Origin of the sequence: Xanthobacter sp. NM-25 (assembly GCF_022138605.1) — a bacterium.
Classification (GTDB): Bacteria; Pseudomonadota; Alphaproteobacteria; order Rhizobiales; family Xanthobacteraceae; genus Xanthobacter.
Genome location: NZ_JACBFS010000005.1, coordinates 1 through 15,105, shown reverse-complemented (window position 1 = coordinate 15,105; position 15,105 = coordinate 1). Strand labels below are relative to the sequence as shown.

The following is a 15,105-nucleotide window of genomic DNA, read 5'->3' as shown; positions in this document are numbered from 1 at the left end:
GCGGCCGGCTGATGGCCCGGGTCGGCGTCAAGGCGCTGTCGCTGGCGGCCCTGCTCGGTTGCTGGCAGCTGGCTGCCAGCGCCGCCCACAGCCCGGCACTGCCGCCCCCGGCGGCAGTGTTCGACTTCATGCTGCGGGAGGCGGTGGGCGGCGACCTGCTGGCCAATCTCGCCATCACCCTGGCGCGGGTGGTGGCGGCCTTCCTGCTGGCGATGGGTGTGGGCGTTGTGGTGGGCATCGCCTTCGGCCGGCGGCCGGGTCTCGATCGCGCCCTCGATCCCTGGCTGGTGCTGCTGCTCAACACGCCGGCGCTGGTCATCACCGTGCTCTGCTACATCTGGCTCGGCCTCACCGAGACCGCCGCGGTGGTGGCGGTGGCGCTGAACAAGATGCCCAATGTGACGGTGCTGCTGCGCGAGGGCACCCGGGCGCTGTCGCCGGAGCTGGACGAGATGGCGCGCGCCTATCGCCTCGCTCCCCTCGACCGGCTGCGGCACGTGATGCTGCCGCAGCTGGAGCCTTATGTGGCCGGGGCGGCGCGCTCCGGGCTCGCGCTGGTCTGGAAGATCGTGCTGGTGGTAGAGCTGCTCGGCCGGCCCGATGGGGTGGGCTATGCCATCTCGGTGTATTTTCAGCTGTTCGATGTGCGGGCTGTGCTGGGCTACGCCTTGTCGTTCATGGCGGTGATGCTGGCCGTTGAATATCTCATCCTGCAACCCTTTGAAGCTCATGCCCGCCGCTGGCGCCCCGCAGTGTCTTGAGGCGCGCATCAGCCGCAAGCACCACCGCCGCGCGGATGGTGCGACGGTGGCGGTGCTGCGCGATGTCCATCTGGTGCTGAACCGGGGGGAGTTCGTGTGCCTGCTCGGCCCCTCCGGCTGCGGCAAGACCACCACCTTGCGCATTCTCGCCGGGCTCGACGCGGATTTCGAGGGGCGGGTGACGCGGGCAGAGGGGCCGATGGGCATCGTGTTTCAGGAGCCCCGGCTGCTGCCGTGGCGCACCGTCGAGGAGAATATCCGCCTGGTGCTGCCCCGCGCCGACCGGTCGCGCGATCTGCACCCGCTGCTGGCGGAGTTGGGGCTTGCCGATCACGCCGGCCTGTTTCCCCATGCGCTGTCGCTGGGGCTCGCCCGCCGGGTGGCCCTGGCCCGGGCGCTGGCGGTGGAGCCCGACTGGCTGGTCCTGGACGAGCCCTTCGTGTCGCTGGATGCGGCAGCGGCCGCGCGGCTGCGCGCCGAGCTGCAGCGTTTCGCCGACCGCCGCGGCGCCGCCGTGCTCATGGTGACCCACGACGTGCGCGAGGCGCTGACGCTGGCGGACCGGCTGGTGCTGCTGGCCGGCCGGCCGGCGGGGGTGGTCGGCGAGATGGTGCTGGAAACGCCGCGGGCGGAGCGCACCGCATCCTGGGTCGAGGCCCAGTCGGCGCGCCTTGCCCGGTGCTTCGATGCGACCCCACCGGCGGCTGAGGCCCGGCCGGGCGCGGCTTCGGGGGAGAGGCCGCCGGCACCGGTCTGACGGCAGGCGGGGCCAGGCTCGCAAGGGGTCGCCCGCCGGTGAACAAGAGGAGGGCAGCATGGCGCAGACACGGGCGAGGGCCGACCGAGGGGGCTGGGTGCGGCGGCTGGTCGCAGGTATCTTTATCCCGCTCCTGCTGCTGCCCGCCCATGCTGCAGCGCAACCTGAAGCTGTCGAGCCCCTGCCGGTGGTGGAGGTGGCGCCGGGGGTCTTCGTGCACCAGGCGCCCTATGCCCTGGCGCTTCCGCGCAATCTCGGCTTTGTCGGCAACGCCGGCTTCATCATCGGCGACGATGCGGTGGCGGTGGTGGACACGGGCGGTTCCCTGAAGGCCGGCGAGCGGCTCAAGGCGGCCATCGCGGCGCACACGTCCTTGCCTGTCCGCTATGTCATCAACACCCACATGCATCCCGACCACGTGCTGGGCAATGCGGCCTTCGCCGGCCCCGGGGTGACCTTCATCGGCCACCACAATCTCCCGCAGGCGCTGCGTGCGCGGGCGGAGAGCTATCTGGAGGCGACCCGCCGCCTGGTGGGGCCGGACGGAGCCGAGGGCACGCGGGTGGTGCTGCCCGACCAGACGGTGAGCGACAGCCTGACCGTGGATCTCGGCCACCGGCCGCTGCTGCTGGAGGCGTGGCCCACCGCCCACACCGCCACCGACCTCACCGTGTTCGATGGGGCCACCGACACCTGGTTCCTGGGTGATCTGCTGTTCCTCGGCCATGTGCCGGCCATCGATGGCAAGGCCTTGGGCTGGATCAGCCTGCTGGAGCAGTTGAAGGCCCGTCCCGCCGCGCGGGTGGTGCCTGGCCATGGCCCCGCCCAGCAGCCCTGGCCGGCGGCCGCGGCGCCCACCGAACGCTATCTCAGACGGCTGGTGGCCGATGTGCGCGGCATGGTCCGCGACGGCCGCTCCATGGACGAGGCGGCGCGGCAGGCCGGCCGCGCGGAGGCCGCCGACTGGGCGCTGTTCGATGACTTCAATGCGCGCAACGCCACCGCGACGTTTCATGAGTTGGAGTGGGAATAACGGGTGCACCTGCCGTTGCGGGAATATCCACGCTCTCCCCCGTCATGCCGCTGCACTGCAAAATCTAAGCTGCCGATTCGACTTCGCACCTGCAATATAGAACGGCTCTATTGGCGTATTGCGTCTCGGAGAAACTTTGCTTACGTTCCTCTCAGCTTCGGCTTCAACGGCACCGCGCGGGGAACGCGGTGCTGGTTCGCAGGCCTGCGGGACACCCTGTCACCGCATGGCTTCTAGGGCATCACGCCGGTCGTGACACGCTGCCGAAGTAGATGGAGTCCCCCAAAGGCGAAAACAACGCTCAGTGCGTTTCCTGCTCCACATGCGGTGGCGCGGGCGCGCATCCATCGGAGGAAGCCCTGATGAGACGACTTTTGACGGTGACCGCCGTGGCGGCGTGCAGCGCTTTTTTCAGCGCGCCGGTCATGGCCAACGACGGTGTGCAGAAGCTCACCGAGGACCCGAGCCAGTGGGTTCTGCAGACCGGCGACTATGCGAACACCCGCCATTCCAAGCTGAAACAGATCGATACGGAGAACGTGGGCAAGCTCCAGGTGGCCTGGACCTTCTCCACCGGCGTGCTGCGCGGCCATGAAGGTTCGCCGCTGGTGGTGGGCGACGTGATGTATGTGCACACGCCCTTCCCCAATATTGTCTATGCCCTCGATCTGAACGACGAAGGCAGGATCATCTGGAAGTATGAGCCCAAGCAGGATCCGAACGTCATTCCGGTGATGTGCTGCGACACGGTCAATCGCGGCCTCGCCTATGCGGATGGCAAGGTGTTCCTGCACCAGGCCGACACCAAGGTGGTGGCGCTGGATGCCAAGACCGGCAAGGTGCTGTGGTCTGCGGTGAACGGCGACCCGAAGAAGGGCGAGACCAATACCGCCACCGTGATGCCGGTGAAGGACAAGCTCCTGGTGGGCATCTCGGGCGGCGAATACGGCGTGCGCTGCCACCTCACCGCCTATGACATGAACACCGGCAAGCAGATCTGGCGCGCCTATTCCATGGGCCCGGACGACGAGATCCTGTTCGATCCGGAAAAGACCATGTCGCTTGGCAAGCCGGTGGGCAAGGATTCGTCCTTGAAGACCTGGCAGGGCGATCAATGGAAAATCGGCGGCGGCTGCACCTGGGGCTGGTATTCCTACGATCCGAAGACCAACACGGTCTATTACGGCTCGGGCAACCCCTCCACCTGGAACCCCGCCCAGCGTCCCGGCGACAACAAGTGGTCCATGACCATCTTCGCCCGCGATCCCGATTCCGGCATGGCCAAGTGGGTCTATCAGATGACCCCCCACGACCAGTGGGACTATGACGGCATCAACGAGATGATCCTGGTGGACCAGGAGTTCGACGGCAAGATGCGGCCGATGCTGGTGCATTTCGACCGCAACGGCTTCGCCTACACCCTCGACCGCAAGACCGGCGAGCTGCTGCTGGCGGAAAAGTATGATCCGGCGGTGAACTGGGCCACCAAGGTGGACATGGACAAGAACAGCCCCACCTTCGGGCGGCCGCTGGTGGTGGAAAAGTATTCCACCGAGCACAATGGCGAGGACGTGAACACCACCGGCATCTGCCCGGCCGCCCTCGGCACCAAGGACCAGCAGCCGGCGTCCTTCTCGCCGCAGACCGGCTTGTTCTACGTGCCCACCAACCACGTGTGCATGGACTATGAGCCGTTCCACGTGAGCTACACGCCGGGCCAGCCTTACGTGGGCGCGACCCTGTCCATGTTCCCGGCCCCCAACAGCCATGGCGGCATGGGCAATTTCATCGCCTGGGATGCCCGCAAGGGCAAGATCGTCTGGACCAAGCCCGAGCAGTTCTCGGTGTGGTCCGGCGCGCTCTCCACCGACGGCGGCGTGGTCTTCTACGGCACGCTGGAAGGCTATCTGAAGGCCGTGGACGCCAAGACCGGCAAGGAGCTGTACCGCTTCAAGACGCCGTCCGGCATCATCGGCAACGTCATGACCTACACCCATAAGGGCAAGCAATATGTTGCGGTGCTCTCGGGCGTGGGCGGATGGGCCGGCATCGGCCTCGCCGCGGGCCTCACGGATCCCAACGCCGGTCTGGGTGCGGTGGGCGGATATTCCGCGCTCAGCAGCTACACCGCCCTGGGTGGTCAGCTCTCGGTGTTCACCCTGCCGCAGTGATGCGGCGGACCCCGGAGCCTTGACTGGGGCGCCGGCGTGGTTCCCTCCCACGCCGGCGCCCGCGAGATCGCAGATGGTGCCGATGGCATGACGTTCCACATGGCGCGCGGCGCCGTGAACGGGAGCCTGCACCTTGTCCCCGGATTCGTGTTTGGAGAAGGCGTGTGTTTTCAAAGCTCTCATTGATGCGCACAGGGGCCGTGGCCCTTTGCATGGCGCTGGCGCCCCTATCCGTCTCGGCGCAGACCCTCAGCAAGCAGGGGGATCCGACCCCGGTGAAGGATGAAGACGGAAAGTATTTCGATAAGAGTGGTGCACCGACATACAATATCAAGCCGGATGGCACCGTGGATTGGGCCACATATTCCGGTTACCGCCGCTATCACGCCGAGTGCCACGTCTGTCACGGGCCCGACGGCATGGGCTCGACTTATGCGCCGGCGCTGATCGATTCGCTGAAGACCATGGATTACGACCACTTCCAGGAGGTGGTCGTCGGCGGGCGGCAGAATGTGGGAGGTGGCAATGAAAAGGTCATGCCGTCCTTTGGACTCAACAAGAATGTCATGTGCTACCTCGACGACATCTATGTCTATCTCCGCGCCCGATCGGACGATGCCCTGGGCCGGGCGCGGCCTGCCAAGCGCGAAGACAAGACCCCGGTCATCACCGCCACGGAAAAAGCCTGTCTCGGGGAGTGAGCCGGGCGGGCGCGAGTGCATGGCCAGCGAGCGCTTCGTGCCGCTGGTCGCCTCGGTGGCGACGGCGGCGCTCGCCGCCATCCTCCTGCTGGCGCCCTCGGATGCCCATGGCCAGCAGATTCCAAGCTCGGTTTCGGCGGATGCCCTGCGGGTGTGCGCTGATCCCAGCAACATGCCGTTCAGCAACGCCCGCGGCGAAGGGTTCGAGAACAAGATCGCCGAGATCGTCGCCGGCGCGCTGCAGGTGCCCGTGCGCTATTATTTCATGCCGCAGGGGCCCGGCTTCGTCCGCAACAGCCTCGGCAAGCGGCTGTGCGACGTGGTGATCGGCTATGCCGCCGGCGCCGATCCGGTGCTGCACACCAATCCCTATTACCAGTCGGTCTATACGCTGGTGGTGAAAGCGGGCGGGCCGCTGGATGGGGTGGAGCGGCTGGCCGACCCGCGGCTGAAGGGAGCAAAGCTCGGGCTTGCCGCCGGCACGCCGCCGGCTGACCATCTGCTCGATCTGAACCTGCTGGGCAGTGCCAAGACCTATTCGCTGCTGGTGGATCGGCGCTATGAATCACCGGTGGAGCAGATGGTGGCCGACGTGGCCTCCGGCACCCTGGATGGCGCCCTGCTGTGGGGGCCGAGCGCGGGGGCGGTGGTGCAGGCCTCCAAGGTGCCCTTGAAGATGGTGCCGCTGCTGCACGAGGCGGAACGCCCGCCGCTCGCCTACCGCATCACCATGGGGGTGCGGCCCACCGATCATCAGTGGAAGCAGGTGCTCAACCGGGTGCTCACCGAGCGCGCCGGCGAGATCAATGCGGTGCTGCTCAGCTATGGCGTGCCGCTGTTGGACGACGACGACCAACTGATCACCGCGGCGCTGCCCGCCACCGGCGGCAAAACCCCATGACGCAATGCCCCACGACGCAAGGCCCTATGCCAGCCCCCGCCACCGTGCGGACGTGCCTGCGCACGCTGGCCGCGGTCGCGGTGCTGGCCGCCGGCCTGTCTGCGCCGGCCCGGGCTGAACCGCCGGCGGAGCCGCCGGGCTATCGGCTGGAGCCCTATCGTGCGCCGACACCGCTGACGGTGGATGGGGTCGCGGGAGTGAGCACCGGCGAGGTGGAGCGGCTGTGGCGCGCCGGCGCGGTCATTCTGCTGGATGTGCTGCCGCGCCCGCCGCGCCCGGCGGCGCTGCCCGCCGATACGGTGTGGCGCGATCCACCCCATGACAGCATTCCCGGCGCCCACTGGCTGCCGAATGTGGGGTTCGGGGCGCTGGATGCCGCCACCACGCGCTATTTCCTGGAGGGCCTCGCGGCGCTGACCGCCGGGAACCGGGCGGCGCCCGTGGTGATTTACTGTCTGCGCGACTGCTGGATGTCGTGGAACGCCGTCAAGCGTGCCCGCGCCGCCGGCTACACCGCCGTTGGCTGGTATCCGGCCGGCGTCGATGGCTGGAAGGAGGCCGGGCTGCCGCTGGTTGCGGTGGAACCCTGGCATCCGGCATCGCCGGAGGCAAATTGAGACGGGCCGCACACAAGGTCCGCCCATGCGAGGGAGGAAGGGGATGACAGGACACTGCGCGCGCACCGCTTCGCGTGGCACCGGGGCTACCCGGACGCGGATGCTTCTGGCCTTGCCGCTGGGCCTTCCCCTGCTGCTTGCGCCGGCCCTGAGCCGGGCGGCGGAGCCGGCGGATGCGTCCCCGGCCGAGACCGCCGCACAGAGCCCGCTGGAGCGCACCGAGACCACCTGGCGGAGCATCGCGCCGGATATCTTTCCGGGCCAGCCCATCGGCGCGGCCGATGGGCTCGTGACCCTGACCGCGCCGGCGCGCGCCGAAGACGCGGCGCTGGTGCCGCTCACGGTGGCGCTCACCCTGCCGCCGGGGGATCCGCGCCGCTTCAAGGCGGTGACCGTGGTGGTGGACGAGAATCCGTCGCCGGTGGCCGCCCGCTTCGCCTTCGGCCCTGACCAGAAAGACTTCGCCCTCACCCTGCGGGCGCGGGTGAACTCCTATTCCTACGTGCGCGCGGTGGCCGAAACCAGCGACGGGGCCCTGCACATGACCAAGGCCTATGTGAAGGCGGCGGGTGGCTGTTCGGCACCGGCCACCAAGGATACGGCGGACTCCATCAGCCATCTGGGCGAGATGCGGTTCCGCTCCTTCGCGGCGTCGGGGCGCGACGAAGCGCAGGTGCAGATCCGCCACCCCAACTTCTCCGGCCTGCAGATGGACGAGGCGACCCGGGGCTACACGCCGGCCTGGTTCGTGCGCGAGGTGCAAATCACCCAGGGCGGCCGGCTGCTGATGAGCATGGAGGGTGGCATCTCCATCAGCGAGGATCCCACCTTCCGCTTCAGCTATCGGCCCTCCGCCGAACCGGTGGCGGTGCGGGCGGAGGACACCGAGGGCAAGGTGTTCACCCACACCTTTCCCGGCGGTGGCAGCTGAGCCGCGCCGGGATCACAGCCGATCGGTGATGCGCCGGCCGATCTCGAACACCCGCTGTTCCAGGATCACCGGCGTCTCGCACACATAGGTGAGGGAGCGCGCCCGCTCATCGAAGATGCGGGTGTCCCACTTCAGCTTCTCTTCCAGGGCCAGGCTCTCGGGGGTGTCGGGCGTGTCCAGCGCGCCCTTGATCCGGCTTAAGGCATCGCCCTCCTCGCGCAGGCGCGCGGCGAGCCGTTCCTGGCCGCGGGCATAGCGTTCGATGCCGTGCATGAGCTGCGCCCGCTCGCTGCTGGTGATCTCGTAGACCCCGGCGAACACCCGCACCAGGCGGGTCTTGGCGTCGGGGCCCGCCACCGCCACGAAGCCATCGAGCAGGCCGTCCACCTCCTCCATGGGGGTGCGCCGCGAGGCGAGCTTGTAGGCCAGGGTGGCCGCGTCCTGGTCGGCGGCCCACGGGCCGGCGGCGGCAATGTCCGGACCGGTCCACACCGTGGCGAGGCTGATGTCCGGCCGCTTGCGCTGGGCGCACGGCCAGTCGGGATCGGTTTGTGGCTGCGCCGCCGCCGGTCCCGCAAGCAGCACCAGCGCGCTGGCGATCAGGAGAGCGAGCGGGCCGCGGGCACCGCGACGGGGGCGCTGGATCATGGCGGACGAGCCTCGGGGATCAGGATTGCGGGACAGGGGCGGGCGGCGGATCATGGGGCCTCTCCCTTCGGTCCGCCGCGCCGGCCCATCACACCCCGCCCGGGGTCGTAGGCGATTACGGCGAGGGCGAAGAACACGATGGTGGTGCCGAGCACCACCGCGCCCGACAGCGGATCGAACGCGCCATAGAGCGCGAAGCGCACGAACTCCACCGCATGGGTGAAGGGATTGGCGAGGCACACGAGATAGAGCGCCTCGCTGGCATCGCGCACCCGCCACAGGGGGTAGAGGGCGGATGACGCGAAGAACATGGGGAAGATGACGAAGTTCATCACGCTGGCGAAATTCTCCAGCTGCCGCACCAGCGAGGAGATGACGAGGCCGATGGCCCCCAGCATGAGGCCGGTGAGGATGAAGGCCGGCAGTGCGGTCAGGTACCCCAGCGGTGGAATGTCCACGCCCCAGAGCCGGGCGATGGCCAGGAACACGTAGACCTGCGCCAGCGACACGGCGACCCCGGCGATGAGCTTGGAGAACAACAGCCACCAGCGCGGAAACGGACTCGTCAGCAGCACCCGCATGGAGCCCACCTCGCGGTCGTAAACCATGGAGAGGGAGGATTGCATGCCGTTGAACAGCTGGATCATCACCGCCAGGCCCGGCGTCACGTAAACCTCGTAGAGCACATAGGTTTCATAGGGTGGCATGATGGAGACGCCGAGCACCGAGCGGAAGCCGGCGGCGAAGATGAACAGCCAGACCAGCGGCCGCACCAGCGCCGACAGGAAGCGCTCCTTCTGCTGCACGAACCGCAGCAGCTCGCGCCAGACGATGCCGCCGAGGCAGATCGCATAGCCGCGCGGGCCGAGGATCCGCGTCGGGGAGGGAGACGCCGCCGGGGCCCCGCTCATGCCGCCTCCCCCGCCGCGTCCTCGGTGAGGGCGCGGAATGCGGCCTCCAGCGAGGGCGCGTCGGCGGCCAGGGCCTTCGCGTCTCCCGAGGCGACGATGCGGCCGCGATGGAGCACAGAGACCGCGTCGTCGGGCTCGATCTCATCGAAGATGTGGGTGGCCCACAGCACCGCGAGGCCGGTCTCGCGCACCAGCATCCGCACCAGAGCGACGATGGTCCGGCGGGACGCAAGATCGAGCCCCACCGTGGCCTCGTCCAGCAGCAACAGCCGCGGGCGATGCAGCAAGGCGCGGGCGATCTCCACCCGTCGCGACTGGCCACCGGACAGGGTGCGGACCTTGTCGGCGCCCCGCTCCTGCAGCCCCACCAGGGTCAGCAGTTCGTCGATCCGCGCCCTCACGGCGCGGCCCGCGAGGCCGTGCAGAGCGGCGTGGTAGGCGAGGTTCTGCCGCACCGAGAGATCGAGGTCGAGGGTGCGGCTCTGGAACACCACGCCGAGTTCGCTGAGCGCCGCGGAGGGGCTGCGGGCGACATCGTGGCCGAAGATGCGCACGGCGCCGGCGCGGGTGGCGTAGAGCCGCGTCACCAGCGAAAACAGGGTCGTCTTGCCGGCCCCATTGGGGCCGAGCAGGGCCACGAACCGGCCCTGCGGCACGGTCAGCGAGACATGATCGAGCGCCAGCCGGCGGCCGAAGCTATGGCTCACCTGCTCCACGGCCAGCGCCGGCATGTCGGGCGTGTCCGTCATCACGCGGGGTCCTTTGCGCGCCTATTGGGGAGAGACCACCACGCCCCACGGTGCATTGCCCACCTTGATGGACTTGATGACCTTGCGGTTCGGCACGTCGATGACGGAGACGTCGTTGGAATTGCCGTTGGTGGTGAACAGCAGCTTCTCGTCCGGCGTGAAGGCCAGCTGCCACACCCGCTGACCCACCAGCAGATACTGCTCCACCTCGTAGGTCTCGGCATTGACCACGGCTACCCGGTTGGCCGGTCCGAGCGCCACGAAGGCGGTCTTGCCGTCCTTGGTCAGGCGCACACCCACCGGTTGGATGGTCTCCTGGGAGACGCCGGGGATCTTGAAGGTGATCTTATGGATGATCTTGCGGGTTTCCGGATCCACCACGGACACCGTGCCACCAACCTCAGCGGAGACGAACAGCTTCTTGCCGTCGCTGGTGAATTCGGCAAAGCGCGGGCGCGCATCCACCAGCACGTTGCCGACGATCTTGAAGGTGCCCGTGTCGATGAAATGGGCCATGTTGGTGGTCTCGGAGGTGGCCACCAAGGTCTTGCCATCGGGGCTCACCGCCATGCCCTCGGGCTCGGTGCCCACCGGCACCTGGGCGATGACCTTGTTCTTCTCCACATCGAGCACGGTGACCTGGTTATCGTCCTCATTGGCGATGTAGAGCGGATTGCCCGAGGGCTGGAGCGCGAACAGCTCCGGGTCCGGCCCCGACTTCAGCTTGCGCAGCACCTTGAGGGAGCTGGGATCGATGACCTGCACCGCATGCTCGTCGCTGGCGCACAGATAGATCACCTTGCCGTCGGGGCTGGTGGTGATGCCGCGCGGGCGGCGGCCCACCTTGGCGGTCTTGGTGACGGTCAGCGTTTCGGAATCGATGACCGAGATGGAATTGCCCCGCTCGTTGGAGACGAACACGGTGTAGGCCTCAGCCGCATCGGCGGCGAGAAGGGCGCCGGCGCCGATCAGCGCGACGCCGAGCGCCCGCAGGGGGGCGCCGCGGCGCGACGGGGCAGGGGGGTGAAAGGCGGTCATTGGCGGTGTCCTCCCAATCTGTGGCGCGCGGGCGCTCTGTCGTTTCGCCGCCGTTCCGGTGGCGGCCTGTCGGTTGGCCTTCGGCTTGGCCTATTTCAGCTTGCACGTGGTCTCGGGCGCGTCGGTGCCCAGGGTGTCGAGGGGGGTGCGTTGGTGCAGGAAGCCTTCTTCCGGCGCCACCGCCACGATGCCGAGGGGCTGGGCCACCAGCAGCGGCTGGCGCACCTGCTGGTCCCAGGGCCGCACGCTCAGCGGCACACCCTTGAAAGCGGCGATGGTGAAGGCCGGGCTGCGCATGAAATCGGCGATCGCCGCGGCATCGCCGCCCTGGGTGCGGGTGGCCGCTTCGCCCACCATGCGCACCGCGAGCCACGCCTGATAATCGGTGGGCCGCATGGTGCGCCCGGCACTGCGCAGGAAGCGGCTCTGCAGCTGGGCCGAGCCCCACGCATCCTGCGCCGGGTGCCAGGTGCCGACCGTCAGGCCCTGGGTGCCCACCACCAGCTGTGGCGCGGCGGTGCGGAAGGGAATGTAATTGCCGAAATCGTTGGCCTCGTCGGCCACCACCAGCACATCCGCATCCACCCCACGGGTCAGCACCAAGGCATCGGACCGGGTGATGCTGTCGGCCCGCTCGCGGCCCAGGGGACCGAGCGTCCAGGGCTTCTCGGCGACGATCGTGAGGCCGAACTTGCGGGCCGCCCGCTTCACCGCCGCCGCATAGGCGACGTCGGCCGGCTGTGGCCCCACCACCAGGAACAGCCGGTTCCAGCGCCGCGCCGCGAGAAACTGGGCCAGCCCATCGGCCAGCATGGCGCGGCTCGGCGCCACATGGAACACATTGGCCCGGCAGTCCGCGCCGCGCAGGGCATCGTCGCCGGCGCCGATGTTGAACACGATGGCGCCCTGCGGACGGACCGCGTCGGCCACGGCGATGAGCTCGTCGGCCGGCAGGTTCACCGCGATGAGGCGGGTGCCGCGCGCCACCAGGGCGGTGGCGGCGGCCACGGCATCCTCATCCTCAGCCAGGGTCTGGGCGTCGAGGGTGAAATGCTGCCCGGTGAAGGTGCCGGTGGAATTGTTGTCCTTGATGGCCAGGGTGGCGCCAGCCACCGCATCGTCCTCGGGCACGGCCAGCAGATCATAAAGGGGCGGCGGCGGCACCTCGCGGGTGATGAGGCCGATGCCGATCTCCACCGGGGTGCTGTCTGCCCGGGTGCTTGCCGCCGGGGCGCTTGTCGCTGCGGTGTTCGGGGCGGGGGGCGTCTGCGCTGCAAGCGGCGAAGAGAGGCCGGCCACGGCTACCGCCACGGCGCACGCCAGCGCAGGCAGGCTCCTCATGGCATCTCCCCATCGTCGTCGTTGTTCCTGGATCTGGTGCGTCCAGTGCCGAGATCTAGGCATCATCAGGTCGCGCGTGCAACCGGATATATCTAAGGAAACAATAAGATAATCTCACCTTGCCGGAATGGGGCGGGCTGTGACACCCTCTGTCGCGCTCGAGTGTACACCATGATCTGCCGCGGTTTTCTTGCGATCCTGCTCCTGTTGTTGTCCTGTCCGGTCACCGCCCTGGCTGAGCCGGTGAAGACGGCCGTGTTTGGCTTTGAATTCTTCGATGACACCATGGATGCCCGGCCGGATATTGTTGCGGCGCAAAAGATCTGGCTCGCCCACGCCAATGCGGAATTGCTGGCCATGGTGGTCGCCTCGGGCGAGATGACGCCGGTGGATCTCGCGCCCCTGGCGAGCCGCATCACCGAGCTCGCCCCGTTCTACAAATGCAATGGCTGCGAGGAGGACCTCGCCCGCGCGGCGGGGGCGCAGCTGGAGGTGTTGGGCGTGGTGCGCAAGGTCTCGAACCTCATTCTCTCCTTCTCGCTTCAGGTGCGAGAGGTGGCCACGCCCGCTCGGGTGCTGCGCGCCGGGCAGGTGGAGATCCGCGGCAATACCGAGGAGTCGTGGCTGCGCGGGGTGCGCTACCTCATGAAGAACCGCATTCTGGCACCGGGACAGGCGCCGCTGGCGCCCTGAACCCCACGCCCAACCGCTAAAACACGTCATGGAAGACAGGAAGGAAACGCCGCATGAAACATCTTCTCACCGTCGCCGCGGTGGCGTCCGTGGTGCTCGCGCCGCTGGCGGCCGAGGCGCATGGGCCCACCCGCAAGAAGGTGACGGAGACCGTCGAGGTCGCCGCGCCCGCGGACAAGGTGTGGGCCGCCATCGGTAATTTCCAGGACATGGGCTGGCATCCGGTGATCGGCGCCACCACCGGCCAGGGCGGCAATGCGGTGGATGCCACCCGCCATCTCACCCTGAAGGGCGGCGGCACCATCGACGAGGTGCTCTACAAGTTCGAGCCCGAGAAGATGAGCTATTCCTACCGGATCGCCGAAGTGGACGTGAAGGTTCTGCCGGTCACCAACTATTCCTCGACCATCACCGTCACGCCGGTGGATACGACCCACAGCAAGGTGGAGTGGCGCGGCGCCTTCTATCGCGGCTTTCCCAACAATGATCCGCCGCCGGAGCTGAGCGACGAGGCCGCGGTGGCGGCGGTGAGCGGCGTCTACCGTGCCGGGCTCGATGCCCTGAAAGCGAAGTTCGAGAAGTGAGCCGGACCGCGTGCCGGGCCACCCTGGCGGCGGTCGCGCTGCTTCTCGCTGCGGGCGGGGCCGGGGCGGAGGAAGCGTTCATCACCGAGCAGCCGGCCAATGCGGTGGCGGTCATCGACCTCGCCGCCGGCGGGGCGGGCGCGGTGGTGGCGCAGATCCCGGTGCCGGGCGCCCCAGCCGGCATCGCGGTGACCCGAGACGGCCGCCGGGCCTATGTCACCAGTCCCGACGACAAGATGCTGTCGGCCATCGACACGGCCAGCCGCACGGTGGTGGCCCGGTGGCCGGTGGGCGGCGGTCCGCTCGGCATCGCCGTTGCCCCGTCGGGCACGCCGGTGTTCGTGGCGGACTGGTATGATCATCATCTGCTGGTGATTGATCCGGACCGGCCGGAGCTGCGCCGGCAGGCGGAAACCGGCCGCTCGCCCTCCGGGGTGGCGGTGACGCCCGATGGGGCGCTGGTTCTCACCGCCGACCGCGACGACGATGCGGTGTCGGTGATCGACGCCCGCAGCCTGAAGCGTCTCGCCGTCATTGCGGTGGGGCAGCGGCCGTTCGGCATCACCCTCGATGCCGAGGGCCGGCGGGCCTACACCGCCAACGTGGGCTCCAACGATGTCTCGGTCATCGACGTGCATAAGCGGGCGGTGGTGGGCACGGTGAAAGTGGGGGAGCGGCCTTATGGGGTGGCTCTCGCCCAGGACCTCGCCTTCGTCACCAATCAATATGCGGGCTCGGTGAGCGTCTTCGACGTCGCGACACTGGCGCCTCGCGGCATCATCGCGGTGGGCGAGTATCCGGAAGGCATCGCCGCCAGCGGCGATGGCACCAAGGTCTATGTGGCCAATTGGTTCGACAACACGCTCTCGGTCATCGACGTCAAGACGTTGACCGTGACCGGCGCGGTGTCGGTGGCCGACGGACCGCGGGCTTTCGGCGCCTTCATCCGCCGCGACCCCTAGGGGCTGTGCGGACGCGGGGATGCGAGAAAATCCGCCGGCGCACGGCCGGCGGACATATGATGCAAGGTCAGCGACCCAGAAATCAGCGACCCAGAAATCAGCGACCCAGAAAGATGGCGGCCAACCGCTGGAGCAGTCCCGTCGGCATCGGCGCGGGCGCGCTCTGCCCAGGGTGGTCTCGTTCCTAGGCCTGGAAGGGATGCTTGACGGCGTCGCGCTGCTCGGTGGCGACCTTTGCGGAGGGCTCGCCCTTGACGGCGCGGGCGAGGGCCTGCTTGGTGGCCTCGTAATTGTAGGACTGGATCTT

Annotated in this window: 17 protein-coding genes; 11 read left to right on the top strand and 6 right to left on the bottom strand. The window is 68.3% G+C overall.

The features are described 5' to 3' along the window. Positions 1 to 11 precede the first annotated feature (11 nt). The 8 genes from MEU52_RS14490 (at position 12) to MEU52_RS14455 (ending at position 7,872) form a co-directional block, all read left to right on the top strand. Entirely contained in the window at positions 12 to 761 is a 750-nt protein-coding gene (locus MEU52_RS14490) for an ABC transporter permease (RefSeq protein WP_238122474.1), read from the top strand. Then, the gene (locus MEU52_RS14485) at positions 730 to 1,518 is read left to right on the top strand and encodes an ABC transporter ATP-binding protein (RefSeq protein WP_238122431.1); all 789 of its coding nucleotides are present in this window, start codon (positions 730 to 732) and stop codon (positions 1,516 to 1,518) included. The genes MEU52_RS14490 and MEU52_RS14485 overlap by 32 nt, the downstream gene beginning before the upstream one ends. 58 nt (positions 1,519 to 1,576) lie before the next feature. Beyond that, positions 1,577 to 2,551: a quinoprotein relay system zinc metallohydrolase 2 gene (locus MEU52_RS14480; RefSeq protein ID WP_238122432.1), complete on the top strand. Its 975-nt coding sequence runs from the start codon at positions 1,577 to 1,579 to the stop codon at positions 2,549 to 2,551. A 362-nt stretch (positions 2,552 to 2,913) separates the two neighbouring features. After that, complete coding sequence (locus MEU52_RS14475) at positions 2,914 to 4,722, top strand: methanol/ethanol family PQQ-dependent dehydrogenase (RefSeq protein WP_273546270.1); 1,809 nt, start codon at positions 2,914 to 2,916, stop codon at positions 4,720 to 4,722. Between the two features lie 212 nt (positions 4,723 to 4,934). After that, entirely contained in the window at positions 4,935 to 5,423 is a 489-nt protein-coding gene (locus tag MEU52_RS14470) for a c-type cytochrome, methanol metabolism-related (RefSeq protein WP_238122433.1), read from the top strand. Positions 5,424 to 5,442: 19 nt separating this feature from the next. After that, on the top strand, positions 5,443 to 6,324 hold the full coding sequence (locus tag MEU52_RS14465; protein WP_238122434.1) for a substrate-binding domain-containing protein: 882 nt from the start codon (positions 5,443 to 5,445) through the stop codon (positions 6,322 to 6,324). A gap of 26 nt (positions 6,325 to 6,350) precedes the next feature. Beyond that, positions 6,351 to 6,941, top strand: a complete 591-nt coding sequence (locus tag MEU52_RS14460; RefSeq protein WP_238122435.1) for a rhodanese-like domain-containing protein — start codon at positions 6,351 to 6,353, stop codon at positions 6,939 to 6,941. Between the two features lie 100 nt (positions 6,942 to 7,041). Beyond that, a complete protein-coding gene (locus MEU52_RS14455; protein WP_238122436.1) occupies positions 7,042 to 7,872 on the top strand; it encodes a quinoprotein dehydrogenase-associated SoxYZ-like carrier in 831 nt (276 codons plus the stop codon). 12 nt (positions 7,873 to 7,884) lie between these two features. Here the strand turns inward: MEU52_RS14455 and MEU52_RS14450 are convergent, their stop codons facing one another. The 5 genes from MEU52_RS14450 to MEU52_RS14430 all read right to left on the bottom strand — a co-directional run bounded on the left by MEU52_RS14450 (position 7,885) and on the right by MEU52_RS14430 (position 12,559). Continuing rightward, positions 7,885 to 8,520, bottom strand: coding sequence for a hypothetical protein (locus MEU52_RS14450; RefSeq protein ID WP_238122476.1), 636 nt, complete (start codon positions 8,518 to 8,520; stop codon positions 7,885 to 7,887). A 50-nt stretch (positions 8,521 to 8,570) separates the two neighbouring features. Then, positions 8,571 to 9,431, bottom strand: coding sequence for an ABC transporter permease (locus tag MEU52_RS14445; RefSeq protein ID WP_238122437.1), 861 nt, complete (start codon positions 9,429 to 9,431; stop codon positions 8,571 to 8,573). Continuing rightward, the gene (locus MEU52_RS14440) at positions 9,428 to 10,180 is read right to left on the bottom strand and encodes an ATP-binding cassette domain-containing protein (RefSeq protein WP_238122438.1); all 753 of its coding nucleotides are present in this window, start codon (positions 10,178 to 10,180) and stop codon (positions 9,428 to 9,430) included. Before MEU52_RS14440 ends, MEU52_RS14445 begins: the two co-directional genes overlap by 4 nt. Positions 10,181 to 10,201: 21 nt before the next feature. After that, positions 10,202 to 11,218: a YVTN family beta-propeller repeat protein gene (locus MEU52_RS14435; RefSeq protein ID WP_238122439.1), complete on the bottom strand. Its 1,017-nt coding sequence runs from the start codon at positions 11,216 to 11,218 to the stop codon at positions 10,202 to 10,204. A 90-nt stretch (positions 11,219 to 11,308) separates the two neighbouring features. Continuing rightward, positions 11,309 to 12,559 (bottom strand): ABC transporter substrate-binding protein, encoded by a 1,251-nt coding sequence (locus MEU52_RS14430; RefSeq protein ID WP_238122440.1) that lies wholly within the window; start codon positions 12,557 to 12,559, stop codon positions 11,309 to 11,311. Between the two features lie 171 nt (positions 12,560 to 12,730). Between MEU52_RS14430 and MEU52_RS14425 the strand changes: the two genes are divergently transcribed. From MEU52_RS14425 to MEU52_RS14415, 3 genes are read left to right on the top strand one after another with little or no spacing between them, the layout of a single operon-like run. Beyond that, positions 12,731 to 13,252 (top strand): DUF3280 domain-containing protein, encoded by a 522-nt coding sequence (locus MEU52_RS14425; protein WP_238122441.1) that lies wholly within the window; start codon positions 12,731 to 12,733, stop codon positions 13,250 to 13,252. A gap of 53 nt (positions 13,253 to 13,305) precedes the next feature. After that, positions 13,306 to 13,836 (top strand): SRPBCC family protein, encoded by a 531-nt coding sequence (locus MEU52_RS14420; protein WP_238122442.1) that lies wholly within the window; start codon positions 13,306 to 13,308, stop codon positions 13,834 to 13,836. Continuing rightward, positions 13,833 to 14,798, top strand: coding sequence for a YVTN family beta-propeller repeat protein (locus MEU52_RS14415; RefSeq protein ID WP_238122443.1), 966 nt, complete (start codon positions 13,833 to 13,835; stop codon positions 14,796 to 14,798). Before MEU52_RS14420 ends, MEU52_RS14415 begins: the two co-directional genes overlap by 4 nt. Positions 14,799 to 14,982: 184 nt before the next feature. Here the strand turns inward: MEU52_RS14415 and MEU52_RS14410 are convergent. Next, positions 14,983 to 15,105 (bottom strand): formaldehyde-activating enzyme (locus MEU52_RS14410; RefSeq protein WP_238123599.1); only part of this gene is annotated, 123 nt, incomplete at its 5' end.